This window comes from Flagellimonas sp. 2504JD4-2, assembly GCF_053642935.1.
Genome location: NZ_JBSIOV010000003.1, coordinates 430335 through 452882 on the forward strand (window position 1 = coordinate 430335; position 22548 = coordinate 452882).

A 22548-nucleotide genomic window follows, 5' to 3' on the forward strand; every position below is an offset into this window, starting at 1 on the left:
AACCATTGTTTTCATATCCAAGTTTTTTTTAGACCTTTATCGCTTATTTAAAAATAACCATGCAGGGTTTCTCGCAGTAATCCTGCAACAAAGACTCTTTTAACGAACACATGAAAAAGCACAATTTTAGCGCAGGACCTTGTATCTTACCTCAAGAAGTGATGCAAAAAGCATCTGAAGCAGTTGTTGAACTGGACGGCATAGGACTCTCATTAATAGAGATTTCGCACCGAAGCAAGGAGTTCGTTGCGATTATGGAGAAAGCCCGTTCTTTGGCTTTGGAATTGTTGGGTCTGGAAGGCAAAGGTTACCAAGCATTGTTTCTTCAAGGAGGTGCAAGCACACAATTTTTGATGGCCGCCTATAACTTATTGGAGAAAAAAGCAGGTTACGTTAATACTGGAACCTGGAGCCTTAAAGCGATAAAAGAGGCCAGATTGTTTGGGGAAATTACCGAAGTAGCTTCGTCCCAAGACCAGAACTTCAATTATATACCCAAAGGTTATACTATTCCAAAAGATTTGGACTACCTACATCTTACATCCAACAACACCATTTTTGGAACCCAAATAAAGGAATTCCCGAAAACCGATGTCCCGTTGGTTTGTGACATGAGTTCCGATATTTTTTCCCGTCAATTGGATTTTTCAAAATTCGATATAATTTACGCCGGAGCCCAGAAAAACATGGGGCCTGCTGGTACCACTCTTGTTGTTGTAAAAGAAGATATTTTGGGCAAAGTATCCAGAAAAATCCCTTCTATGCTGGATTACTCAGTGCATGCTAGCAAGGACAGTATGTTCAACACTCCTCCCGTGTTTGCCGTGTACACTTCCATGCTCACCATGCAGTGGTTGAAAGATTTAGGTGGAATTGAAGCTATTGAAGAAATCAACGAACGAAAGGCGAATCTTATTTACTCGGAAATAGAGCTAAACCCTGTTTTCTCTGGATTCGCGGCCAAAGAGGATCGTTCCATTATGAATGCCACCTTCAATATAACGAATGAAACACTTAAAGAGATTTTTGATGAAAAGTGCAAGGAAGCCGGAATAAGTGGCATCAATGGTCACCGTTCAGTCGGAGGATATAGAGCTTCTATGTACAATGCCCTACCCTTGGAAAGTGTTGGTGTACTGGTGGATATTATGAGCGAATTGGAAAAGAAAGGATAAGGTTACTTTGTAATGTTAAGTGTTGAATATTGATTGAGGAAAGAAGTTTTAAATTTTCTCTTGCCATTATTTCATTGGTGAAAAAGCTGCGAAATAAGAGAGAATACATATTTGCAGATCAACTATTAAGATCCGCGACAAGTATTGGAGCAAACGTGGCCGAGGCTGGTGCTGGACTAACTAAAAAAGATTTTACACATAAGATGTCAATAGCTTCTAAAGAAGCTAGAGAAACAAGGTACTGGTTAAGGCTTTTAAATGAAAGTGACTTGATTGCCGTCGATTTATCCTCATTTTTGAATGAAATAGATCAGATTATTAAAATTTTAACCAAGATTGTCAAGACAAGTCAAGAAACCGTTTAGCACACAACACTGACAACTTAAAATTTAGCACTAAAAATTATGATTAAAATTTTAGCCAACGACGGTATCGCCCAATCTGGAATAGACAAACTTCAATCTGAAGGCTTTGAAGTCATAACAACAAAAGTGGCCCAGGAGCAACTCGAGAATTTTATCAATAGCAACAATATTGATGCGCTCTTGGTTCGAAGTGCAACTGAGGCTAGACAATCATTGATTGATTCATGCCCTAATCTAAAACTGATAGGTCGTGGTGGTGTTGGCATGGACAATATTGATGTGTCTTATGCGAAGTCAAAGGGCATACACATCATCAATACTCCTGCCGCTTCGTCCGAATCAGTGGCGGAATTGGTTTTTGCCCATTTGTTCGGTGGTGTACGGTTTTTATACGATTCTAACCGAAACATGCCCCTTGATGGCGACAGCAAGTTCAAACAGTTGAAGAAAAGCTATGCTGGAGGTATCGAATTACGGGGAAAGACCATCGGAATTATCGGTTTTGGACGCATTGGTCAGGCCGTTGCCAAAATGGCTTTGGGACTTGGCATGAAAGTCATTTTCAACGATCAGATAGTAACCGATGCTACCTTGGAAGTGCCCTTTTTTGATGGTCAATCCGTGAAGTTTGAGTTGGAAAGTATTGATTTGGAGTCGGTGCTAAAAGAATCAGATTTCATAAGCGTTCATGTGCCTGCCCAAAAAAACTATGTGTTGGGCAAAAAGGAATTTGATATGATGAAAACAGGCGCTGCGGTAATCAATGCTTCACGAGGTGGGGTTTTGGATGAGGTTGCGCTGATAGATGCATTGGAAAGTGGAAAAATCGCATTTGCGGGACTGGATGTTTTTGAATCCGAACCAAGTCCTGAAATCCGCATATTGATGCATCCAAAAATCTCCTTGACCCCCCATATCGGTGCAGCAACCAAAGAAGCACAGGACAGGATAGGTTTGGAATTGGCGGATCAAATTATCAATTTGCTAAAGTAGGTTCGATACTTTTTCTTTTTGTACATTGTCCTTCTAAACTAAACACTACAAAATGTCAGGATTATTAGATTTATTGAATAGCCCGATGGGGAAACAATTGATTAGCGGAGTAGCCGGTCAAACGGGACAACCTGAAAATAAAACAGCAGATGTTTTAAGTATGGCCATGCCCCTTTTAATGGGTGCTATGAAAAAAAATACCTCCACTTCGAGTGGAGCTGAAGGCTTACTGAATGCCCTTTCATCAAAACATGATGGAAGTATATTGGACGATCTTGGAGGTCTTTTCGGTGGTGGCGTGGATAAAGGTGTGATGGATGACGGTGCAGGAATTCTAGGACATGTCTTTGGTGCTAAACAACCTCAAGTAGAGAATGCACTGAGCAGTAAATCTGGAATGGACGCCGGAACCATCTCGCAAATTTTGAAAATCGCGGCCCCTATCCTGCTCGGATATCTAGGAAAACAAACAAGACAACAAAAAGTAAGCAGTCCCGATGCCCTTAGTGGCCTTTTAGGTGGATTAATGGGTGGTGGAAGCTCTGCCAGAAAGCAACAATCCCTTATTGAAACTTTTTTGGATTCTGATGGGGATGGAAGTGTTGTGGATGATTTAGCCGGAATGGTCCTCAACAGCGGAGGACGGAAAAAAAGTGGTCTAGGTGGCCTTTTGGGAGGACTCTTTGGAAAGTAAACTAGGACATTAACTTTATTTAACAAGGCCATTTGTTTGTTCAAATGGCTTTTTTTGTACTTTAATATTATGAAAAAGAGAGTTTTATATCATATTATTGGAGTTTTTGTGTCTACAGCAATGTTACTTTCTTGCACCTCGCAAAAACAAGCACTGGACATTACGCCAGATGAACAAGCCTATTTCGATTCGGATGATGAGGAAAAAGTTGAGATTAAGGATGACGAGACCGAATACGAAATCATTATTATTGAACCTGGTTTTTTTACTTGGCTACAAAGTATAGCGAGACCTGAAGGCTATTATTCCCAAAGTTTTTTGGAGAACCGAAATCAGTTAATGGTCATTGCATGGAATCAAAGGGTCTTGCAGCCGCAGTTTTTTAATTCCAATTTGTATGAACTGCGAATTGACTATGATCCGGGCATAGACTATGGTTACGAAGTCAATTACAAGCTCTACAATTATTTTATTTATTTCCAACGGAAATATAATCAGCGATTAGGTCCTTTTCTTCCTAGAATTTAATGTGCTATTTTAGCCGTCGAATTTTGTTTGATGGAAAAAATAAAAACACGCTGGGACATCTCTAAAAACTGGCAACTTTTCTTTCCCATTTTTGGTGTTGCACTGGTTATGTTGACCGCCTACGTTATTGCGAGACGTCTTTTGCACCTTTTTGACCTTAACAATACCACCGCTGAATGGGTTTTCACCTTAGGTGTGGGTGCTATCTTATATTTTTTAATGATTCGATTCTTTCTATGGTGCTTTAAAAAGTTGGCCAATAAGTGGCCCGTAGAAGAACGCTGGGAAATGATCGCCATTTTTATCGTATTCGCCATAACAGGAAGTGTCTCTGGAAAATTGGCCGGCCCATTTACCGATTTCTTGGGAATACAACAGGGAAAAATAAGTGGGTGGATTTTCTGGACAATCCGGATTTTACTCATTTTCCCAATTTATCAGGTGCTATTGGTATGCTTTGGATGGCTTTTTGGACAGTTCCGTTTCTTCTGGAATTTTGAGAAAAAAATGCTGAAACGTATGGGATTGGGCTTTTTGCTCCCATAAATTATGGTTTTGTTAACATATTTCTTTATTTCAAAAAATATACCTTTGCGAGAATATGCCCGGCTTTAAGAAACTTTTTGGGTTTTTGTTGTTTGCCACCCTGATGCTTGTCAAGGTATCGGCACTTCACGTATATACCCATGATGATACAGAGGCGGATTCAGTAGAGAATTGTTCCACTTGCGAGATTGCTATGGAAAATCAGAGTTCTGATTTCCAATTGCAAGTTGAATCTCCAGAAGTTTCAACAACAGTATTAGCTCAGGGGGCTCTTATATTCTTTGAAAGTCAACAGTGCAAGACTACTGGATTTAACTTTCTCCTTTTTTCCAGGCCCCCACCTGCCAGCATAGCCTAGGCTACCCCTACCCGATTTCTTAGGTTTCTTCAGGGAAACATCACAAACACATTTAACTTATTGTATTGAGAATGAGAGCAATGCTTTTCATCGTTCTTTTAACTGTAATACCATTACAGGGCAAATCACAAGAATGCAAAGACATTCTTAAGGGACAAGTGACAGATTATCACAGCAAAACACCTTTGGAGGGAGCAAGTGTTTCCATAGTGGACACCAATTTGGAGGTAATGACGGACAAGGAAGGGAGGTATAACATTCCTAACCTATGTCAAGGTCAATATCAGTTGGAAGTTTCCCATCCAGAATGTACCACTGTGTTCATCGATGTTGAAGTCGGTGGGGTCACTGTATTTGATATAAAACTGGAACACCACTTGGAAGAGCTTGATGAGGTAAATGTAGTTGGGGATGCCATAAACGATAAGACCAATTCCGCGCAAGAAGAGAAACTAAAATTAAAAACGCTTGAACTCTACAGTTCAGCTAGTTTGGGCGATGCTTTAAAGGAATTAGGTGGGGTTTCCTCACTAAATACGGGTTCCAATATTGTGAAACCAGCTATTCATGGTTTAAATGGTAGCCGCGTATTGATCTTAAATGATGGTGTTCGAATGCAGGATATGGAATGGGGTGATGAACATGCCCCAAATATCGATATCAACGCAGTAGGTGCCGTTTCTGTTATCAAAGGTGCTTCGTCACTGCAATACGGAGGCGACGCCATCGGTGGTGTCATCATAATGGAACAAGCCAGGGTTCCTGCTAAGGATACTTTATACGGAAAGACCTTGTTGAATGGCATGTCCAATGGTCGAGGAGGAAATATTACCTCAGAGTTGACAAAAGCCTTCGAAAATGGGTGGTTTGTTAAAGGCCAGGGGTCTTTCAAACGATTAGGTGACCGCGAGGCACCTGATTATATTCTATCCAACACAGGAGTGCAAGAGATTGGGGCCTCCCTACAATTTGGAAAGCGTCAGTTTACATGGGGCTGGGATGCTCGATATTCATATTTTAATACGGAAATAGCAATTTTAAGAGCTTCCCACATTGGTAATGTTGATGATTTGATCCGCAGCATCAACAGTGGGCAACCCGCGATTATTAGATCTTTCACTTATGACCTTCAGAATCCTAGACAAGAGGTGACCCATCATTTGGGTAAACTTAATTTCTATAAAAGATTTGAAGGTCTTGGGAAATGGAATGTGCAATATGACTTTCAAAATAACAGAAGATTCGAATTTGATATCCGCAGAGGGGAACGAGATAACAGGGCTTCCATAGATCTTGAACTTACTACCCATACGCTTACCACTGATTTTAAATGGGATGCAAAGGAAGGGCATCAGTTGCAAGTGGGTCTTTTAGGTAGATACCAGGACAATTTTGCCAATCCTGACACGGGTGTGCGCCGTTTGATTCCTGATTATGAAAAGTTCGATTTTGGCAGTTTTATTATTGGAGAATACCAGATTACAGATCAATTATTGTTGGAAGGCGGGGTACGATATGACTTTAGTCGTATCGATGCAAAAAAATTCTATCGCACCACCCGTTGGGAAGAACGCGGTTATGATGCAGAGTTCCAAGATTTGGTCATTGAAGACTTAGGCACGCAATTGTTGGTAAATCCAATTTTTAACTACCACAACGTATCCGCTACAATAGGTGGTTACCTTGAGTTTAACGATGATTCGAGCCTTAAAATCAATTATGCCCTTGCCCAAAGGGCTCCGAACCCTTCTGAATTGTTCAGCGATGGCTTGCATCATTCAGCTGCGAGAATTGAGTTGGGGGATTTACGCCTGGGTAGTGAAACCTCAAATAAAGTATCGGTTTCCTATGGCAAGGATTTCGATAACTGGGGTTTTGTTTTTGAACCCTTTGCCAATTGGGTCAACAACTTTTTGCTCTTAGAACCTTCTGGAGTTGAGCTTAACTTACGTGGAGCTTTTCCAGTTTGGGAATATCGGCAGACAGACGCAAGATTGCTAGGACTTGACGCTTCGATATATTCGGATTGGACTAACCAATTAAGGACCGAGCATCGATTCTCTTTGGTAAAAGGAAGGGATATTTCAAATAACATGCCCCTCATCAATATTCCATCGGCCAATTTGCGGAATAAAATAACTTTCAGTAGACCAGAATGGAAAAAATTTGAGCTCTCGTTGGAAAGTCAATATGTTTTTAGACAGAATGAAGTACCTGAAAACATCATGGTCTTTTCACCTGAACAACAACAGGATGTGCTGCTGGAGATCAATACAGCTCCAGATACCTATCACCTGTTGGGACTTACATCAAAGCTGGAATTTCCTTTTGGACATGGCACAAACTTGACCACTTCATTGGTCGTAAACAACCTTTTAAATACAAATTACCGGGACTACCTGAACCGTCAGCGATTCTTCGCTGATGATCTGGGTAGGAACTTTATTATTCAATTAAAATTTAACTATTAAACCTTTATTAAAATGAAAACAATCAAATTCTTATCATTGGCACTAGTTGCAGGGCATTTATTTGTTGCTTGTTCTAGCGATGACAACGACCCAGAGGAAGTAAACGAAGAAGAAACTATTACTACCATGACGGTTACGCTGGTACCCTCGGGCGGAGGTGATAACGTCACCTTACAAACTCGGGATTTAGATGGTGATGGCCCTAATGCCCCTGTAGTCACAGTTTCTGGCCCCCTCGCTGGCAATACGGCTTATACCGGAACTATTGTTCTCTTGAACGAAACAGAGACTCCAGCAGAAAATATAACCGAAGAAGTAGCGGCAGAAGATGAAGAACATCAATTCTTTTTTAATATCTCCGGATCCATTGGAAGTGTAACCTATGGTGATCAGGATGGAAATGGGAATCCTGTTGGAATTCTATTTACTCTCAACACGGATACAGCAGGTGCAGCTACATTAACCATTACACTGCGTCATGAGCCAAAGAAACCCAACGACGGTACCTTGGCAGATGCAGGTGGAGAAACCGATATTACCGAAACTTTTAACTTGACCATTAACTAATACAGGCAAAAGGCTTTTGTCCTTTTACAATTGGAAAACCGTGAAAACAGAAAACAAACATATAAGGTTCAGTTCTTTTTTGGCCGCTATTTTGTTGTTTCAATGGGGCTTTGCTGCTATCCATGTTTTCACTTCACATACGGAATTTCATTCCCAAAATAAGGTTGATAATAGTAATGAGGCGATTTATGGTATAGATTATGAATGTGACTTATGTGCTAAATTAAATGTAAAGCCTGCCACCTTCTTTTTTGCACCAAAAATCGCTTTGAATATCATTGCAAAGTACGTTGTAACTTCCCGTGGAGACTTTGCAATAGTGCAGCCTTTTCTTGGTCTAAATCTTCGAAGAGGACCTCCATCTACTCCTTAAACTTCTTTTTATAGTACAGTGGAAATAACCGTTATTCCGTGTACATCAAAACCAGGTTGGTTCTTTTGAACCTTCAAACTTTTATCTATTCAAACAGAACCGTCTGTTATGTGGCATTAGGAAATACTACCCATTCATCAGTAAAATCACGCTTTTGAAGCAATTTTAGATTTAGGTTAGTTGGAAAGCCGCTTTAGCGGCTTTCTTTTAGTTTTTTATTCTTGGAAATCACGTAGGTGTAAATCCACATGATGGTGAAGGACGGTATTATATCCAATCCGGGAACAAGTTCTTCAACAAAAGTTACAATTCCCGCCGCTTGTCCAATTTTTCCTTTGTACATGCGGGTCATAAGCCAACCTGCGGCCGGAGCCCAAATTACATCGGAAAACTCCCCTATACCGGGTATCGCAAAAGAAAGCATTCCAATGCCATCAAACAGCAGTCCTAGCAGTAAGTGTTTGTACTTGGGGTCTTTTTCTTTTCCCATTGATGAAAAATAGGAAATCGAAATGAGATGAAGAAATCGATTAAGACAAATCGGAGCTTATCAACTTCAGAAACTCGTTTCGGGTCTCAATTTTTTCAAATTGTCCTCGAAACCCTGAAGTTGTCGTAACTGAATTCTGTTTCTGCACCCCACGCATCATCATGCACATGTGGGCAGCTTCGATTACCACAGCCACACCTTGAGGTTTTAAGGTGTCGTTGATACATTCCAATATATCATGTGTCAAACGCTCCTGTACCTGTAATCGCCGTGCAAAGACATCCACAATTCTAGGTATTTTGCTCAATCCCACGATATATCCGTTGGGAATGTATGCAATATGGGCCTTGCCAAAAAAAGGAAGCATATGGTGTTCGCATAGCGAATACACCTCAATATCCTTTATGATAACCATATCATCGTAATCCTCTTTAAACATGGCTCCTTTAAGAATTTCCTCCGCATTTTGTTTGTATCCCTGTGTAAGGAACAACATTGCCTTTGCTGCACGTTCCGGGGTTTTTAAAAGTCCATCCCGGTTGACATCCTCCCCTATTTCATCAATAATCCGGGAAAATCTGTCCTTCACCTCGTTGGTGACCTCTATGTTGTATTCCTCTAAGTTTTTATATGGTGCCATGGTTATTTTATAGTGTTTAGCTTGTTCGAGAAATGCTTGTTCAATTTTTTGATCTTGGGATCAATAATGAACTGGCAATACGGTTGCGACTTATGGCCATTATAATAATTTTGATGCTCTTCTTCTGCCAAATAAAAAGGCTGTGCTTCTGAAACGGCAGTCACTACAGGAGCTCCGAAGACCTTTTCTTGTTCCAATAAGCCAATAAACTCTTCAGCGAGTCTTTTTTGTTCCGGGGTGGTGTAAAAAATTTCGCTACGATATTGCGTCCCCACGTCATTACCCTGACGATTTAAGGTAGTTGGGTCATGGGTGGCGAAAAACACTTCTAGGAGTTCGTTGTATGTAATTTGGTTAGGATCAAAAGTAATTTCAATGGCCTCGGCATGTCCGGTGCGTCCTGTACATATTTCACGGTAAGCAGGATTCTTAATCGAGCCTCCTGTATAGCCCGATTTGACTTCATATACCCCATTAAGACGCTGAAATACCGCTTCGGTACACCAAAAACAGCCTCCGGCAAAAATGGCTGTTTCCAACTTCGTATTGTTTTGATTGTCCATTTGTAGATGTAAAGTAAACCAAAGATGTCGATTCTACAACCATTGGTTTTAATTAAATACTCTTAAAAGTCGTAAAGCAAGCGGAAAACTTTATTTAAAATCTCGACTTTTGCATGCGACCAGTAATCATTACTTTCACAACATAAAGCAACTTTAATGATCAAAGCTGTAAACATTCAAAAAAGTTATGGACAACTGCAGGTGCTAAAGGGAGTTGACCTGGAAATACAAAAAAAGGAAGTCGTCTCCATTGTTGGTGCTTCTGGTGCAGGTAAAACAACGCTGCTACAGATTCTAGGCACTTTGGATGCTCCATCCAACCCAAATGATTGTTCGCTCTCGGTCAACGATATTGATGTTTTACAACTGAAGGATAAGCCCTTGGCCCGATTTAGAAACGAGCATGTAGGATTCATTTTTCAGTTTCACCAGCTGTTGCCTGAGTTTACAGCTTTGGAAAATGTTTGTATTCCAGCATTTATTAAAAAGACACCACGAGCCGAAGCCGAAAAAAAGGCCAAGGAATTGTTGGACTTTTTAGGGTTGAACAATCGCCATGACCATAAGCCCAATGCCCTTTCCGGAGGTGAGCAACAACGCGTAGCCGTTGCGCGGTCCTTAATAAATAATCCATCAGTGATCTTGGCCGATGAACCCAGTGGTAATTTGGATTCTGAGAGCGCTGACAACCTGCACAAGTTGTTTTTTAAGCTTCGGGATGAGTTCGGGCAGACCTTTGTTTTGGTCACCCATAATACTGAATTGGCCAATATGGCAGACCGCAAATTGACCATGGTCGATGGGCAAATAGTCTCCTGATTCGCTGCTATGACCCAATCTGAGCTCAAAGATTTTTTGGATGAAAAGGTGGAGCAATACAACCATCCCAAATTTTTGGAAGATGACCCCATTCAAGTTCCACATCGATTTTCTAAAAAAGAGGATATTGAAATCAGTGGTTTTTTGACGGCTACCATTGCTTGGGGGAATCGAAAAAGTATTATCAAAAATTCCGTTCGCTTGATGGAGCTCTTGGATAACGCTCCGTGTGATTTTGTGCTGAATCACTCAGAAAATGATTTGGAAAAATTAGGGCCTTTTGTACACCGAACCTTCAATGGAATTGACCTGACCTATTTTATCCAAGGTTTAAAAAACATATATCAGAATCACGATGGATTGGAATCGGTCTTTGCCAAACACCAAGAAAAAGATTCATTGCAAGCGGCCATTTCCCAATTTAAATCCACATTTTTTGAACTCCCCCATCAATCAAGGACCCAAAAGCATGTTTCTGATCCCCTAAAAGGTTCAGCTGCCAAGCGTATCAATATGTTTTTGCGTTGGATGGTTCGGGACAATACCACCGGAGTGGATTTTGGACTCTGGAAAAGTCTAAACCCAGGCCAGCTCTCCTGTCCTTTGGATGTACATTCCGGAAATGTCGCCAGAAAACTCAAACTCCTGAAACGAAAGCAAAATGATGCCAAAGCTTTGGCTGCATTAGATAAAAATCTAAGAAAACTTGACGCCCTGGATCCTGTGAAATATGATTTTGCCCTATTTGGTCTAGGTGTTTTTGAGCATTTCTAGAGTCCTTTTATCCATTTTTATTTAGTAGTATCTTTATTTCAACCAAATATGATAGAAAATGGAGGTGTTTTTTTACGGCCTATTTATGGATCGGGATATTTTATTGAAAAATGGGATTAAGCCCATAAATCCGCGAAAAGGCTGCCTTAATGATTATGCCTTAAAAATTGGAAATCGCGCCTCTTTGATTCCAATTAAAAATGAAAAATCTTATGGTGTTGTGATGACCTGCGATGCCGAAGCGATTCAAAAACTTTATGCCGAAAAAAGCGTTTCCGATTATATTCCCGAAGAGATTGATGTGGTAATAGCCAACGGTACTTCCGTTAAGGCAATCTGTTACAATCTGCCTTTGGAGTCCCTTACTGGAACCAATGCTTCATACGCCTTGTCACTTCACACATTGGCAGAACAAATGGGTTTTCCAGTTATTTATTTGGAAAAAATCAAAAAGATGACAAAATAATACCAACAAAAATGAAAGAAAAAGAAATTATCCGGAATGGGAATGGTGAAAACTATAATTACTCACAAGATCACTGCTTCGTTAAACTATCATCCCGTTCCACAAATGGAGAATTGTGTTTTGTTGAAGATACGTTGAAGCCAGGGTTTTATTTAGGCAGGCATCACCACAAAATAATGACCGAAGTCTTCTACATACTCGAAGGTGAGGTCGAGTTAATTTTTGACGACGAATCCATAACGGCAAAACCCGGGGATACCATCACGGTTCCGCCCAATGTTTGGCATGCCGCAAGTTGCAAAAAAGGGGGCAAAATGCTCACAATATTTAAGAATGGCCAGTTTGATCTGTATCTGGAAAAACTATCGAAAATGACCGATGATGATTTTGCAAATGCTGAATTAATGAAGGCTGTTTCTGCGGAATTTGATATCTATGAAGCATAACTTCCGAACGAATTAATCAACATGTCATGAGCATATTTTTATCGGCAACTCCACAAAGGAGTAGTTGGATGGTATAAGACAGTAAAAAATTAAAAAATGAGAATCTTATCGGTTAGGAACAAGCCCGAAATAAAAAATGCGGCTATCCAGTATTTCCAGAATGCCTGGCCTAGTGTTTTGCCAATTATATATGAAGATTGTATTTCGCACAGTATTGGTGCAAAACATCCCCTGCCACAATGGTATTTGTTGGAAAATGGCGATGATATCATAGGTTGTGCTGGACTCATCAGCAATGATTTTATCAGCCGAGGTGATTTGTATCCATGGATCTGTGCCCTATTTATTGAAGAAAAACATCGCGGAAACGGGTATGCCTCCTTGCTCATGGAAAAAGCAAAATCAGACGCCATTGCTGCCGGTTTTGAAGATATCTATTTATCAACCCAACATGTGGGCTATTACGAAAAACATGGATTCGAATATGTGGGTCAAGGGTATCATCCGTGGGGAGAGGAATCCAGAATTTATGGATTGCGATTAAAATAATTATGAACCCCACCTATATGAACAAAAGCGGTCTTAAAAATGTTACCTTTAAGCAAACCAATAAACCAAACAAAATGAAGGCCAGAATCTTTCTAATCCTTGGCATTATATTAATCTTTGTCAGCTGCCAACAACCTGCGTCCAAAAGCGAAAAAGGCATGGTCAAAGTGACTATACTATATCCCAACAGTGATGGAAAAACCTTTGATATGGATTACTATTCCAAAAACCATATGCCCATGGTAGCCGATTTACTGGGGGATGCATTAAAACATTATGCCATTGATAAGGGGATAAGCGGCAGGACACCCGACGAACCTATTCCCTACTTGGCCATCGGGTATTTGTATTTTGACCAACTTTCAGACTACCAAAATGCCTTTGGTCCAAATGCGGAACAAATTGTGGGCGACATACCAAACTATACCAACATTCAGCCGGTGGTTCAAATCAGCGAGATTTTTGAATAAATTGGTTTAGGGGCTGGGTTTGGAAAGTGTCAAAAATAATCTTATAGTTAAACTTTAAATAAGATTTGTATTATCCTTTATATTAAATAATTATCCTCCAAATCCATAGTTCGGAGAGAAGTTTAAATCTATCTTCTTTCCACCTTCAGCAATGGATTTATAGATAGCCTCCACGATGACCATATCCCTCCTACCCATCTCTCCAGGAGCCCTATTCTCCTGATTGAATAAAATATGCTTGGCAAAATCATCCATTTGCAATTTTTGTTGACTTTCTTGGAGGAAATCCATCGGACCGTCTGAAGTTCTGCCTGCCAAAGGAATATAGGTGCTAGCCGGGTCAAGTTCGTACCATCCCCGCTCACAGGAAGCAAAAAGTCTATTGGCGCGAATGTTATGGGAGGTCATTATGCTACCAACTACTCCGCTTTTAAACTCAAACTGGGCTGTAATGGTTTCATCGGTTTCCTTGAAATAATCTGGACGGGTACTATATTCCTGTGCTGAAACGGATATAGGGTTCTCCCCAGTGCCGTAAATAACACTTTGGATGGCATAAACCCCCATGTTCATCAATGCCCCTCCGCCAGATAGCGCTTTGTTAAGTCTCCACTGTTCCGGATTTGACATGGACCGATAACCCGCATCTGCAGAAATGTAGTTGATCCTCCCAAATGTTTTGTTCCTAACGATACGTTTTATTTCTTGGGTAAAAGGCTCAGAATGCAATCGATATCCCATTCCTAACCTTACATTGTTTTCTTTGCACGCTTCAATTATAGCATCGCATTCCTCCACGTTCATGGCCATGGGTTTTTCACAAATGACATGTTTCCCTGCCTTCGCCGCCCGGATGGAAAAGTCAGCATGCATACTATTCGGAAGTACCACGTAAACAACATCAATGGCATCGTTCTTAGCGATGTCATCAAAATTTTCATAGTTATAAATATTCGCGTCCGGAATGTCATATTTACGAGCCCATGCACTTTCGTTTTCAGGAGTCCCTGTCACTATTCCCGCCAGATAGCAATGCTCCGTTTCCAAAAGTGCAGGTGCCAGCTGATAAGTGCTGTAGCTCCCCAGGCCAACAAGTGCTATTCCCAACTTCTTTTTGTTGATTTTTGTGCCCATGGCACAAGCCAAAGGAGATACCGACATCAAGGCAGCTGCACTTGTGCCTTTAACCAACTTGGTATTAAAATCCCGTCTAGAAAGTTTGTCCATAGTGTTCGCTTTTGAAGTATTTAGGTGTTAGAAATAAAACATTCGGCATGATTTATTTTGAATATACTTCTTCAAAATCTGGCATTATCAAAAATTTAAGTTAAAATCTCCAAAACGGTAATATCTCTATGGAAATGTGATAAATTTAGTTCCCTTAAAAAACAACTATACCTTTAAATTATGGCCTTGAATGATTCCTTTGGAATTGACAATTACATTCCAGACGAAAGTAGATATGAAAAAATGCAATACAGACGCTGTGGCAAAAGCGGACTGTTACTTCCAATGATTTCCTTGGGACTTTGGCATAATTTCGGACATACGAACGACTTTAATAACGCCCGTCAAATCCTAAGAACTTCTTTTGACCACGGAATAACCCATTTCGACCTTGCAAATAACTATGGCCCTCCCTACGGCGCCGCTGAAGACAACTTCGGACGTCTTTTCGCCAAAGACTTCAAAAATTACCGGGATGAACTGATTATCTCCTCCAAAGCTGGATGGGATATGTGGCCAGGGCCTTATGGCAACTATGGCTCAAGAAAATATTTAATTGCCAGTCTAGATCAGAGCTTGGCCAGAATGGGGTTGGAATATGTAGATATCTTCTATCATCATAGACCCGATCCAGAAACACCTCTGGAAGAAACCATGGGAGCATTGCACCATATAGTTCAACAGGGCAAAGCACTTTATGTGGGGATATCGCAATACAATGCAGAAGATACTGCTAAAGCTTATGAAATTTTAAAGGATCTTGGAACACCATTGCTTATTCACCAACCGCGATACAATATGATGGACAGATGGGTTGAGGATGGACTCCTTGATGTTTTGGGTGAAAAAGGTATTGGTTCCATTCCGTTCTCGCCTTTGGAGCAAGGTATATTGACTAACAAATATTTAAAAGGAATTCCGAAAGATTCCAGGGCAGCCAAGGATGCGCGTTATCTAAAATCCGACCAAATCACCCCGGAAGTTTTGGAGAAGGTCCAAAAATTGGATGCTATAGCCAATTCGAGAAATCAAAGTCTGGCACAAATGGCATTGGCCTGGGTATTAAAAGATGAGCGTATTACCACGGTGTTGATAGGTGCAAGTAGAACCGAACAACTTTTGGACAATATAAAAGCATTGGATAATTTGACGTTCAGTAAAGAAGAGCTAGCTGAAATCGAAGCTATTTTAGCGTAGAGTAGCGTCAATTGTATAAGAATCTGACTAATTCAAATATAAAATGAAAAAAATCCAGCTAATGCTGTACATTCTCATGTGCAGTTCCATTGCCTTTGCGCAAAGTAGAAAATTACCAGTGGACACCACTGTCACCACACAACACAATGTAACCATCAATGGTACGAATATCAATTACACTGCAACCACGGGGACACAACCTGTTTGGGATGAAATGGGTGAACCTGTTGCCTCATTACACTACACCTATTATACGAGAAACAACGTAAGAAACAGAGCCGAACGCCCATTGTTGATTTCCTTCAACGGAGGTCCAGGTTCAGGTTCTGTATGGATGCACCTGGCCTATACAGGGCCTCGAATCCTCAAAATTGACGATGAAGGTTATCCTGTGCAGCCCTATGGCGTAAAACACAATCCGTATTCTGTATTGGATGTTACCGATATTGTTTATGTCAATCCGGCCAATACCGGTTATTCCAGAACCATCCCAGAGAAGGGTGAAAAAGTGGACAGGGATAAATTTTTTGGTATTAATGCTGATGTAAAATATTTGGCAGAATGGCTGAATACCTTTGTCACAAGAAATAACCGTTGGCGTTCTCCTAAGTATATTATCGGTGAAAGTTATGGAGGAACCCGGGTAATGGGGCTTTCATTGGCCTTGCAGAATCAGCAGTGGATGTATCTCAATGGGGTAATCATGGTTTCACCAGCAGACTACAAGGTAATTCGTGTTGGTGGACCTGTTTCAAGCGCCTTGAACCTCCCTTATTATACCGCCGCCGCATGGCATCATAAGGCTCTTCCTGCTGAACTCCAAGGCAAAGATTTATTAGATGTTTTGCCAGAATCTGAAGCATACACGGTTAATACCTTAATTCCCGCTATTGCCAAAGGAGGATTTATTTCAGAGGCGGAACGTACAAGCGTGGCCAAAAAAATGGCCTACTATTCCGGGCTAAAGGAAAAAGACATCCTGGACCACAATCTGGATGTACCTACCCAGTTCTTCTGGAAAAATTTATTGAAAGATAATGGCGGATATAATGTTGGAAGACTGGACAGTCGCTATTTGGGAATTGATAAAAAGCTCTTTGGTGCAAGTCCTGATTATTCGGCTGAGCTTACCTCTTGGCTGCATAGTTTTACCCCGGCAATCAACTATTATCTTCAAGAAGAATTGAAATTTAAAACGGATATCAAATACAATATGTTCGGTCCTGTCCACCCATGGAACAACGAGAATGACAATACGCGCGACAACCTTAGACAGGCCATGGCGCAGAATCCATATCTGAATGTTTTGGTACAATCGGGTTACTATGATGGCGCCACCACATATTTCAATGCCAAATATACCATGTGGCAGGTTGACCCAAGCGGACGCATGAAAGATCGTTTTGAATTCAAAGGTTACCGCTCAGGACATATGATGTACCTAAGACGGGAGGATCTTAAAAAGGCCAATGATGATCTAAGAGAATTTATTATGAGAACCGCAGCTACCGGTAAAAGCGCTAAATATTAATTCAATGTATTGCTAACGATTTACTATGAGTTGGATAAAAGTTGTTGATTACGAAAATGCGGACCCGCAATTGAAAAGAATTTATGACCGGGTCAAAGGACCGAACAACAATGTGGACAATGTCCTTTCCATCCATAGTTTACGACCACATTCACTTGTTGGGCATATGACACTTTATAAAAATGTGCTCCACAACTCCAACAATGAGCTCCCCAAATGGTATTTAGAGGCCATTGGTATTTATGTGAGCCACCTAAATGAATGTGATTATTGCGTTCAACACCATTTTGAAGGATTCAAAAGGTTGCTAAATGATGATGCAAAAGCAGAAGACTTTTTGAAGGCCGTCAAGGCAGATAAGGTTGATGGTATATTTGAGGAGAAGTATTTGGCAGGAATGGTGTATGCCAAAAAGTTGACCGTTTCCCATACAGCAATTTCTGAACATGATATTGTTGGTTTGAGGAATGCAGGTTTTACTGACGGACAGATTTTGGAAATAAATCAGGTTAGTAGTTACTTTAACTATGTTAACCGCACAGTTCTGGGCCTCGGAGTGAACACCAAGGGGGATATTTTGGGATTGTCTCCAAATGAAAGTGCGGACCCAGATAATTGGAATCATAAATAGCGAACATGAGAATAGCATCCATTGATATATTAAGGGCCTTGACCATGGTACTAATGATTTGGGTGAATGATTTTTGGACCTTGACAGAGGTGCCAAAATGGTTGCAACATGCTTCAGGCTCAGAGGATTATTTGGGTTTTTCCGATGTGATTTTCCCGTTGTTTCTTTTCATTGTTGGACTCAGCATTCCCTATGCCATCCAACATAGGATTTCAAAAAATGAAAGTGGGTTCACTATCGGAAAACATATCATAATTCGCTCAGTATCCTTACTTTTTATTGGGTATTTTATGGTCAATTATGAAACGCATCATGCAACTTTGGGATTAGGAAAGTCATGGTGGTGTTTTTTAATGGCAGCTGCAACGGTCCTTGTTTGGATGAACTGGAAAAAGAGTCCGGTTAGTAAAAAATGGCACCTTCCGCTCCAAGCTGCCGGTTTGTTAATTTTCCTGTATTTGGCCATAGTCTACAAAGGTGGTAGTGTCGGTGAAGATTGGCTGAGACCCCAGTGGTGGGGTATACTTGGCCTCATAGGATGGGCTTACTTGGCCAATGCACTCGCCTACCTATTTACCAAAGGGAATTTATTTGCCATGTTAGTTTTATGGATTTTATTCAATGTGCTAGCGGTAATGGCAACATCGACCGATATGCTGCAATTTGATGGTTTCATCGGTTATTTTTCAGCACTGTACTCCGGAACAATCCCAGCATTCACAGCTGCAGGAGTAGTTACCACATTGTTATTCCAAAAATTGGCGAAGGCAGGCATTAAAATGCAATATCTGGTTCTAACGTTGTTGGGCCTTGTCTGTTTGGTTTATGGTTATGGTACTAGACACATCTGGGGTATTTCGAAGATTCAAGGCACCCCGTCATGGCTGGCCGTATGCAGTGGTATCGGTTTTTTGTCCTTTGTTGTATTGCATTACATAGCAGATGTCAATAAAATTACCAAATGGGCCGATTTCATAAAACCCGCAGGCACAGCAACGTTGACCTGCTATATGATTCCCTATTTTATCTACCCTTTGCGAAACTTAAGTTATATTAGACTGCCTGAAGTGTTGAATTCCGGTATAGTTGGTTTATTGATTTCTTTCTGCTTTGCGCTATTGGTCGTTTTGTTTACAGGATGGCTGGAGCGAAAAGGCTATAAATTAAAGTTATGAGAAAAAACATCTTTCTACTTATCGTTTGTGTATTGAGCAGCCATCTTTTTAGTGCTCAGGAAATTCCATCCAAAGAATGGCAGATAAAAACAGCTTTAATGGCCGTCCCAAAGGACTATAAAGATGGAGCCAAGGTGTATGGTTATGATTCAAACGGGAATTTTACCACATTAAGAAATGGCACCAACGATTATATTGCCCTTGCGGATGACCCAAAAAGGGAAAAATTCTCCACAGCGGCCTATCACAAGGATTTAGAGCCCTTTATGGCCCGTGGAAGAGAATTAAAGGCGCAGGGAAAAGAAGGTCAAGAGATTTTTGACATGCGCGAAGAAGAAGTTAAAGCTGGGAAACTAAAAATGCCCGACAAGGCCACCTTGTGTGTATTTACCGGAACCGTCAACCAGGAAACCAAGGAAATTGAAAATCCATATGTGCGCTACGTATTCTATATCCCCTTTGCGACAGGAGAATCTACAGGTTTACCTACCACTCCCACACCCCCTGGACATGCATGGCTAATGGATCCAGGGACCCATCGAGCCCACATAATGATTACTCCTCCAAAGAAGTAAAGATGATTTTTACAGGTTCCGGTGCGGGTATTAAATTCTTATTTTTAGATAAATCAACGGTATGCAAAAAATCAAATTAACACTCCTTATTGTGCTCTCGTTTTTAGGATTTACCCAAACATTCCAAGCCCAAGATTGGGCTAATCTTCAAAAATACCAAGAAGCCAACTCCAGTCTTTCAGTTCCGATGAAAGGAGAAGACCGTATAGTTTTTATGGGCAACTCCATAACAGAAGGATGGTCTGTTGCCAATCCACAGTTTTTTGAAGGCAAACCATATATAAACAGAGGTATAAGTGGTCAGACTACGCCACAAATGTTGTTGAGGTTTCGGCAAGATGTTATAGCGCTACAACCAAAAGTTGTACTTATTCTAGCGGGAACAAACGATATCGCAGGAAATACGGGACCTATGACCTTGCAACAGATTCATGACAATATCCTCTCCATGGTCCAGCTTGCCCAGTCCAATGGAATTCATCCCATTATCTGTTCGGTGGTACCGGCATTTGATTATCCGTGGAGACCTGGATTAGAACCTAACCTAAAAATCCCGAAGCTGAATTCCCTGCTTAAGGAAACTGCCATGCAAATGGATATTGTTTATCTGGATTATTTTAGTTCGATGGCAGATGAACGAAATGGACTACCCAAAGAATTGGCAGAGGATGGCGTACATCCCACCTCTAAAGGGTACAAAATCATGGAATCACTAGCAGAGAAAGCCATACAACAAGCATTACTTAAAAAATGAGGTTAAAGCTAATTCCTCTTCTCCTGTGTGCAGTAGTTGGTTTCGGTCAAACTGAGGTTTCTGTTTCACCTGCCTTGGAAGTGCTGAAGCAATTTGATAAGGTCCGGGATTTTGCTATGACCCAAACCGGAGATGAGGCCTATTTTACGATTCAATCCGCAAACGAGGAAATTTCGGTTATAGCAAGTTCCAAAAAGAAAGAAAATGAATGGCAAACACCTGAAATTGCTCTCTTTTCTGGGGCGTATAAAGACTTGGAACCTTTTTTAAGCCCTGATGGCCTGAAATTATATTTTGTATCCAACAGACCATTGGATAATACCCAAAAGGAAACCAAAGATTTTGACATTTGGTACGTTCAAAGAAAGGATTTGACCTCGGTATGGTCCAATCCCATCAATATGGGTGCTCCGGTAAATTCGGAGAGCAACGAGTTTTATCCGGCCGTAGCAAAAAACGGGAACCTCTATTTTACCTGCGACTGCCCAGGGGCACTTGGAAGGGATGATATTTTCTTTTCCAGCTACGAAAATGAGACTTATGCTACTCCCGCTCCCCTAAATGCCAATATCAATTCTGAAGGATTTGAATACAATGCCTATATATCCTCAGATGATTCCTATCTTCTTTTTGGTGGCTACAACCGAGAAGATGGGCAAGGAAGTGGTGATATTTACATCAGCTACAAAAACTCCTCGGGTGAGTGGTCCAAGGCAAAGCCGTTACCCTTCGGCATAAATTCCAAGTATATGGACTACTGCCCTTTCATGGATGAGGATAATAATGTTTTGTATTTCACAAGTCGAAGAAGTCAAAATCCAGATGGCTCGATTCAATCCATTGACGCCCTTTCAAAGTTCTTGGATACTTATCAAAATGGAAACAGCAGACTGTACAAGGCCAAAATTGATATAAACCTATTGCAAAGTCCTGCTAAATACTAATTAGAGTAACATCCCTATCGATTTTCTTTAATTTGCATAATGCAAAATCCCAAGGTCAGTATCCTTATCCCTTTTAAAAACACTGCGCACTTTCTGCCGGAATGTCTGGACTCCATACTGCATCAGGAGTATCAGCATTGGGAAGTATTGGCCATTGATGACCATTCCAAGGATACAAGTTTTGATGTGTTGACTTCCTATGCCAAGAAAGATTCACGAATAAAAGTAATTCCAAATCAAGGCGAAGGCATTATCCCAGCTTTGCGGACTGCATATTCGAACTCCGTAGGAACCTTAATCACCCGAATGGACTCAGATGACATTATGAAACCCAACCGATTGTCTTCCATGGCAAATGGTTTGGTTGAAAAAGGCATTGGAAACGTTTCGGTCGGTCTGGTAAAATATTTTTCCCATAGAGGTATTAGCAATGGGTATGAGCGCTATGAAAAATGGCTAAATCGATTGACCTCCACGGGCTCAAACTATACGGAAATCTATAAGGAGTGTGTAATTCCATCACCCTGTTGGATGACTTTCCGCGATGATTTCGACAATTGCGGAGCTTTTGATCCTGATAGATATCCTGAGGACTATGACCTTACATTTAGATTCTATGAAAAAGACTTGAAAATCATTCCCTGTAACGAAATCTTGCATTTGTGGCGTGATTATGATGACAGAACCTCACGAACCCATGAGCATTATGCCCAAAACTATTTTTTGGATATCAAACTTCACTACTTTTTGAAGTTGGATCACGATAAGAACCGACCGCTGGCTATTTGGGGAGCTGGATTTAAAGGAAAGACCATTGCAAAAAAACTTGTGGAGCGTAAAATCGATTTCACCTGGCTCTGCGACAACCCCAAAAAGATTGGAAAAAATGTTTATGGTAAAGAGTTGGTACATTTTACAGCCCTGGAAAAATTGGAAAACCCACAAAGTGTCGTGACAGTGGCCAATGAACAAGCGCAAACTGAAATAAGGGATTTCTTCGCCTCAATCGGTCAAATTTCCATGCGAGACTTCTTCTTCTTTTGCTAGTGCAATTTACAATTCTTATTTCCTGTCCATTGATCATTGAAAATTGTTTGCTGTTCACTGTTTGCTGTTCACTGCTCACTGTTCACTGTTCACTGCTTACTGAACATGCAAACAGATCACTCTACATAAAAAATTGTTAATTGGCTATTGTTTATTGACCAATTATTAATTGAACATTGT

General features: G+C 40.8%; 27 protein-coding genes. 23 read left to right on the forward strand and 4 right to left on the reverse strand.

All coding sequences use genetic code 11. The annotated features are described in order from the left end of the window. Positions 1 to 110: 110 nt before the first annotated feature. From serC to ACULLH_RS13300, 9 genes are all read left to right on the forward strand, one after another. The gene (gene serC / locus ACULLH_RS13260) at positions 111 to 1175 is read left to right on the forward strand and encodes a 3-phosphoserine/phosphohydroxythreonine transaminase (RefSeq protein WP_454089237.1); all 1065 of its coding nucleotides are present in this window, start codon (positions 111 to 113) and stop codon (positions 1173 to 1175) included. Between the two features lie 29 nt (positions 1176 to 1204). Continuing rightward, on the forward strand, positions 1205 to 1540 hold the full coding sequence (locus ACULLH_RS13265; RefSeq protein ID WP_454089238.1) for a four helix bundle protein: 336 nt from the start codon (positions 1205 to 1207) through the stop codon (positions 1538 to 1540). Between the two features lie 42 nt (positions 1541 to 1582). Then, positions 1583 to 2533: a D-2-hydroxyacid dehydrogenase gene (locus ACULLH_RS13270; protein ID WP_454089626.1), complete on the forward strand. Its 951-nt coding sequence runs from the start codon at positions 1583 to 1585 to the stop codon at positions 2531 to 2533. Between the two features lie 52 nt (positions 2534 to 2585). Then, positions 2586 to 3227, forward strand: a complete 642-nt coding sequence (locus ACULLH_RS13275) for a DUF937 domain-containing protein (RefSeq protein ID WP_454089239.1) — start codon at positions 2586 to 2588, stop codon at positions 3225 to 3227. Positions 3228 to 3296: 69 nt separating this feature from the next. Continuing rightward, on the forward strand, positions 3297 to 3755 hold the full coding sequence (locus ACULLH_RS13280) for a DUF6146 family protein (protein ID WP_454089240.1): 459 nt from the start codon (positions 3297 to 3299) through the stop codon (positions 3753 to 3755). Positions 3756 to 3785: 30 nt separating this feature from the next. Then, complete coding sequence (locus ACULLH_RS13285) at positions 3786 to 4301, forward strand: DUF6787 family protein (RefSeq protein WP_454089241.1); 516 nt, start codon at positions 3786 to 3788, stop codon at positions 4299 to 4301. A 429-nt stretch (positions 4302 to 4730) separates the two neighbouring features. Continuing rightward, positions 4731 to 7130, forward strand: coding sequence for a TonB-dependent receptor (locus ACULLH_RS13290; protein ID WP_454089242.1), 2400 nt, complete (start codon positions 4731 to 4733; stop codon positions 7128 to 7130). Positions 7131 to 7142: 12 nt separating this feature from the next. Then, positions 7143 to 7697, forward strand: coding sequence for a type 1 periplasmic binding fold superfamily protein (locus ACULLH_RS13295; RefSeq protein ID WP_454089243.1), 555 nt, complete (start codon positions 7143 to 7145; stop codon positions 7695 to 7697). A 40-nt stretch (positions 7698 to 7737) separates the two neighbouring features. Continuing rightward, on the forward strand, positions 7738 to 8070 hold the full coding sequence (locus tag ACULLH_RS13300; RefSeq protein WP_454089244.1) for a hypothetical protein: 333 nt from the start codon (positions 7738 to 7740) through the stop codon (positions 8068 to 8070). 193 nt (positions 8071 to 8263) lie between these two features. Here the strand turns inward: ACULLH_RS13300 and ACULLH_RS13305 are convergent, their stop codons facing one another. The 3 genes from ACULLH_RS13305 to msrA are packed head-to-tail and all read right to left on the reverse strand — an operon-like array spanning position 8264 to position 9763. Next, positions 8264 to 8560, reverse strand: coding sequence for a hypothetical protein (locus ACULLH_RS13305; RefSeq protein WP_454089245.1), 297 nt, complete (start codon positions 8558 to 8560; stop codon positions 8264 to 8266). Between the two features lie 40 nt (positions 8561 to 8600). Continuing rightward, on the reverse strand, positions 8601 to 9200 hold the full coding sequence (gene folE / locus ACULLH_RS13310; RefSeq protein WP_454089246.1) for a GTP cyclohydrolase I FolE: 600 nt from the start codon (positions 9198 to 9200) through the stop codon (positions 8601 to 8603). A gap of 2 nt (positions 9201 to 9202) precedes the next feature. Next, positions 9203 to 9763, reverse strand: a complete 561-nt coding sequence (gene msrA, locus ACULLH_RS13315; RefSeq protein WP_454089247.1) for a peptide-methionine (S)-S-oxide reductase MsrA — start codon at positions 9761 to 9763, stop codon at positions 9203 to 9205. A gap of 156 nt (positions 9764 to 9919) precedes the next feature. Here msrA and ACULLH_RS13320 point away from each other — a divergent pair, with 156 nt between their 5' ends. The 6 genes from ACULLH_RS13320 to ACULLH_RS13345 all read left to right on the forward strand — a co-directional run bounded on the left by ACULLH_RS13320 (position 9920) and on the right by ACULLH_RS13345 (position 13287). After that, positions 9920 to 10582, forward strand: coding sequence for an ABC transporter ATP-binding protein (locus ACULLH_RS13320; protein WP_454089248.1), 663 nt, complete (start codon positions 9920 to 9922; stop codon positions 10580 to 10582). A 9-nt stretch (positions 10583 to 10591) separates the two neighbouring features. Then, positions 10592 to 11356, forward strand: a complete 765-nt coding sequence (locus ACULLH_RS13325) for a TIGR02757 family protein (RefSeq protein WP_454089249.1) — start codon at positions 10592 to 10594, stop codon at positions 11354 to 11356. A 58-nt stretch (positions 11357 to 11414) separates the two neighbouring features. Then, the gene (locus ACULLH_RS13330) at positions 11415 to 11822 is read left to right on the forward strand and encodes a gamma-glutamylcyclotransferase family protein (protein ID WP_454089250.1); all 408 of its coding nucleotides are present in this window, start codon (positions 11415 to 11417) and stop codon (positions 11820 to 11822) included. 11 nt (positions 11823 to 11833) lie between these two features. Next, positions 11834 to 12268, forward strand: coding sequence for a cupin domain-containing protein (locus ACULLH_RS13335; protein WP_454089251.1), 435 nt, complete (start codon positions 11834 to 11836; stop codon positions 12266 to 12268). 96 nt (positions 12269 to 12364) lie between these two features. Next, positions 12365 to 12817: a GNAT family N-acetyltransferase gene (locus ACULLH_RS13340; protein ID WP_454089252.1), complete on the forward strand. Its 453-nt coding sequence runs from the start codon at positions 12365 to 12367 to the stop codon at positions 12815 to 12817. A 74-nt stretch (positions 12818 to 12891) separates the two neighbouring features. After that, a complete protein-coding gene (locus tag ACULLH_RS13345) occupies positions 12892 to 13287 on the forward strand; it encodes an EthD family reductase (protein ID WP_454089253.1) in 396 nt (131 codons plus the stop codon). A 90-nt stretch (positions 13288 to 13377) separates the two neighbouring features. On the opposite strand, the gene ACULLH_RS13350 is transcribed toward ACULLH_RS13345, so the two are convergent. Further along, entirely contained in the window at positions 13378 to 14514 is a 1137-nt protein-coding gene (locus tag ACULLH_RS13350; protein ID WP_454089254.1) for a Gfo/Idh/MocA family protein, read from the reverse strand. A 180-nt stretch (positions 14515 to 14694) separates the two neighbouring features. On the opposite strand from ACULLH_RS13350, the gene mgrA reads away from it, so the two are divergent. The 8 genes from mgrA to ACULLH_RS13390 all read left to right on the forward strand — a co-directional run bounded on the left by mgrA (position 14695) and on the right by ACULLH_RS13390 (position 22368). Then, positions 14695 to 15711 (forward strand): L-glyceraldehyde 3-phosphate reductase, encoded by a 1017-nt coding sequence (gene mgrA / locus ACULLH_RS13355; RefSeq protein WP_454089255.1) that lies wholly within the window; start codon positions 14695 to 14697, stop codon positions 15709 to 15711. 43 nt (positions 15712 to 15754) lie between these two features. Beyond that, positions 15755 to 17242 carry a S10 family peptidase gene (locus ACULLH_RS13360; protein ID WP_454089256.1) on the forward strand — a complete coding sequence of 496 codons (1488 nt, stop codon included), beginning with the start codon at positions 15755 to 15757 and terminating at the stop codon, positions 17240 to 17242. 25 nt (positions 17243 to 17267) lie between these two features. Beyond that, positions 17268 to 17873 carry a carboxymuconolactone decarboxylase family protein gene (locus tag ACULLH_RS13365; RefSeq protein WP_454089257.1) on the forward strand — a complete coding sequence of 202 codons (606 nt, stop codon included), beginning with the start codon at positions 17268 to 17270 and terminating at the stop codon, positions 17871 to 17873. Positions 17874 to 17878: 5 nt separating this feature from the next. Further along, the gene (locus ACULLH_RS13370) at positions 17879 to 19048 is read left to right on the forward strand and encodes a heparan-alpha-glucosaminide N-acetyltransferase domain-containing protein (protein ID WP_454089258.1); all 1170 of its coding nucleotides are present in this window, start codon (positions 17879 to 17881) and stop codon (positions 19046 to 19048) included. Next, positions 19045 to 19623, forward strand: coding sequence for a hypothetical protein (locus ACULLH_RS13375; RefSeq protein WP_454089259.1), 579 nt, complete (start codon positions 19045 to 19047; stop codon positions 19621 to 19623). The genes ACULLH_RS13370 and ACULLH_RS13375 overlap by 4 nt, the downstream gene beginning before the upstream one ends. Before the next feature lie 61 nt (positions 19624 to 19684). After that, a complete protein-coding gene (locus ACULLH_RS13380; RefSeq protein WP_454089260.1) occupies positions 19685 to 20377 on the forward strand; it encodes an SGNH/GDSL hydrolase family protein in 693 nt (230 codons plus the stop codon). Then, a complete protein-coding gene (locus tag ACULLH_RS13385) occupies positions 20374 to 21321 on the forward strand; it encodes a hypothetical protein (protein ID WP_454089261.1) in 948 nt (315 codons plus the stop codon). The genes ACULLH_RS13380 and ACULLH_RS13385 overlap by 4 nt, the downstream gene beginning before the upstream one ends. A 39-nt stretch (positions 21322 to 21360) precedes the next feature. After that, on the forward strand, positions 21361 to 22368 hold the full coding sequence (locus tag ACULLH_RS13390; RefSeq protein ID WP_454089262.1) for a glycosyltransferase family 2 protein: 1008 nt from the start codon (positions 21361 to 21363) through the stop codon (positions 22366 to 22368). Positions 22369 to 22548 lie beyond the last annotated feature (180 nt).

What these genes read in the sequence shown, in the direction of transcription:
- serC (WP_454089237.1), top strand. Translation starts at nt 111, where the DNA reads ATGAAAAAGCACAATTTTAGCGCAGGACCTTGTATCTTACCTCAAGAA.
- ACULLH_RS13275 (WP_454089239.1), top strand. Translation starts at nt 2,586, where the DNA reads ATGTCAGGATTATTAGATTTATTGAATAGCCCGATGGGGAAACAATTG.
- ACULLH_RS13280 (WP_454089240.1), top strand. Translation starts at nt 3,297, where the DNA reads ATGAAAAAGAGAGTTTTATATCATATTATTGGAGTTTTTGTGTCTACA.
- ACULLH_RS13285 (WP_454089241.1), top strand. Translation starts at nt 3,786, where the DNA reads ATGGAAAAAATAAAAACACGCTGGGACATCTCTAAAAACTGGCAACTT.
- ACULLH_RS13290 (WP_454089242.1), top strand. Translation starts at nt 4,731, where the DNA reads ATGAGAGCAATGCTTTTCATCGTTCTTTTAACTGTAATACCATTACAG.
- ACULLH_RS13295 (WP_454089243.1), top strand. Translation starts at nt 7,143, where the DNA reads ATGAAAACAATCAAATTCTTATCATTGGCACTAGTTGCAGGGCATTTA.
- ACULLH_RS13305 (WP_454089245.1), bottom strand. Translation starts at nt 8,560, where the DNA reads ATGGGAAAAGAAAAAGACCCCAAGTACAAACACTTACTGCTAGGACTG.
- folE (WP_454089246.1), bottom strand. Translation starts at nt 9,200, where the DNA reads ATGGCACCATATAAAAACTTAGAGGAATACAACATAGAGGTCACCAAC.
- msrA (WP_454089247.1), bottom strand. Translation starts at nt 9,763, where the DNA reads ATGGACAATCAAAACAATACGAAGTTGGAAACAGCCATTTTTGCCGGA.
- ACULLH_RS13320 (WP_454089248.1), top strand. Translation starts at nt 9,920, where the DNA reads ATGATCAAAGCTGTAAACATTCAAAAAAGTTATGGACAACTGCAGGTG.
- ACULLH_RS13325 (WP_454089249.1), top strand. Translation starts at nt 10,592, where the DNA reads ATGACCCAATCTGAGCTCAAAGATTTTTTGGATGAAAAGGTGGAGCAA.
- ACULLH_RS13330 (WP_454089250.1), top strand. Translation starts at nt 11,415, where the DNA reads ATGGAGGTGTTTTTTTACGGCCTATTTATGGATCGGGATATTTTATTG.
- ACULLH_RS13335 (WP_454089251.1), top strand. Translation starts at nt 11,834, where the DNA reads ATGAAAGAAAAAGAAATTATCCGGAATGGGAATGGTGAAAACTATAAT.
- ACULLH_RS13340 (WP_454089252.1), top strand. Translation starts at nt 12,365, where the DNA reads ATGAGAATCTTATCGGTTAGGAACAAGCCCGAAATAAAAAATGCGGCT.
- ACULLH_RS13345 (WP_454089253.1), top strand. Translation starts at nt 12,892, where the DNA reads ATGAAGGCCAGAATCTTTCTAATCCTTGGCATTATATTAATCTTTGTC.
- ACULLH_RS13350 (WP_454089254.1), bottom strand. Translation starts at nt 14,514, where the DNA reads ATGGACAAACTTTCTAGACGGGATTTTAATACCAAGTTGGTTAAAGGC.
- mgrA (WP_454089255.1), top strand. Translation starts at nt 14,695, where the DNA reads ATGGCCTTGAATGATTCCTTTGGAATTGACAATTACATTCCAGACGAA.
- ACULLH_RS13360 (WP_454089256.1), top strand. Translation starts at nt 15,755, where the DNA reads ATGAAAAAAATCCAGCTAATGCTGTACATTCTCATGTGCAGTTCCATT.
- ACULLH_RS13365 (WP_454089257.1), top strand. Translation starts at nt 17,268, where the DNA reads ATGAGTTGGATAAAAGTTGTTGATTACGAAAATGCGGACCCGCAATTG.
- ACULLH_RS13370 (WP_454089258.1), top strand. Translation starts at nt 17,879, where the DNA reads ATGAGAATAGCATCCATTGATATATTAAGGGCCTTGACCATGGTACTA.
- ACULLH_RS13375 (WP_454089259.1), top strand. Translation starts at nt 19,045, where the DNA reads ATGAGAAAAAACATCTTTCTACTTATCGTTTGTGTATTGAGCAGCCAT.
- ACULLH_RS13380 (WP_454089260.1), top strand. Translation starts at nt 19,685, where the DNA reads ATGCAAAAAATCAAATTAACACTCCTTATTGTGCTCTCGTTTTTAGGA.
- ACULLH_RS13385 (WP_454089261.1), top strand. Translation starts at nt 20,374, where the DNA reads ATGAGGTTAAAGCTAATTCCTCTTCTCCTGTGTGCAGTAGTTGGTTTC.
- ACULLH_RS13390 (WP_454089262.1), top strand. Translation starts at nt 21,361, where the DNA reads ATGCAAAATCCCAAGGTCAGTATCCTTATCCCTTTTAAAAACACTGCG.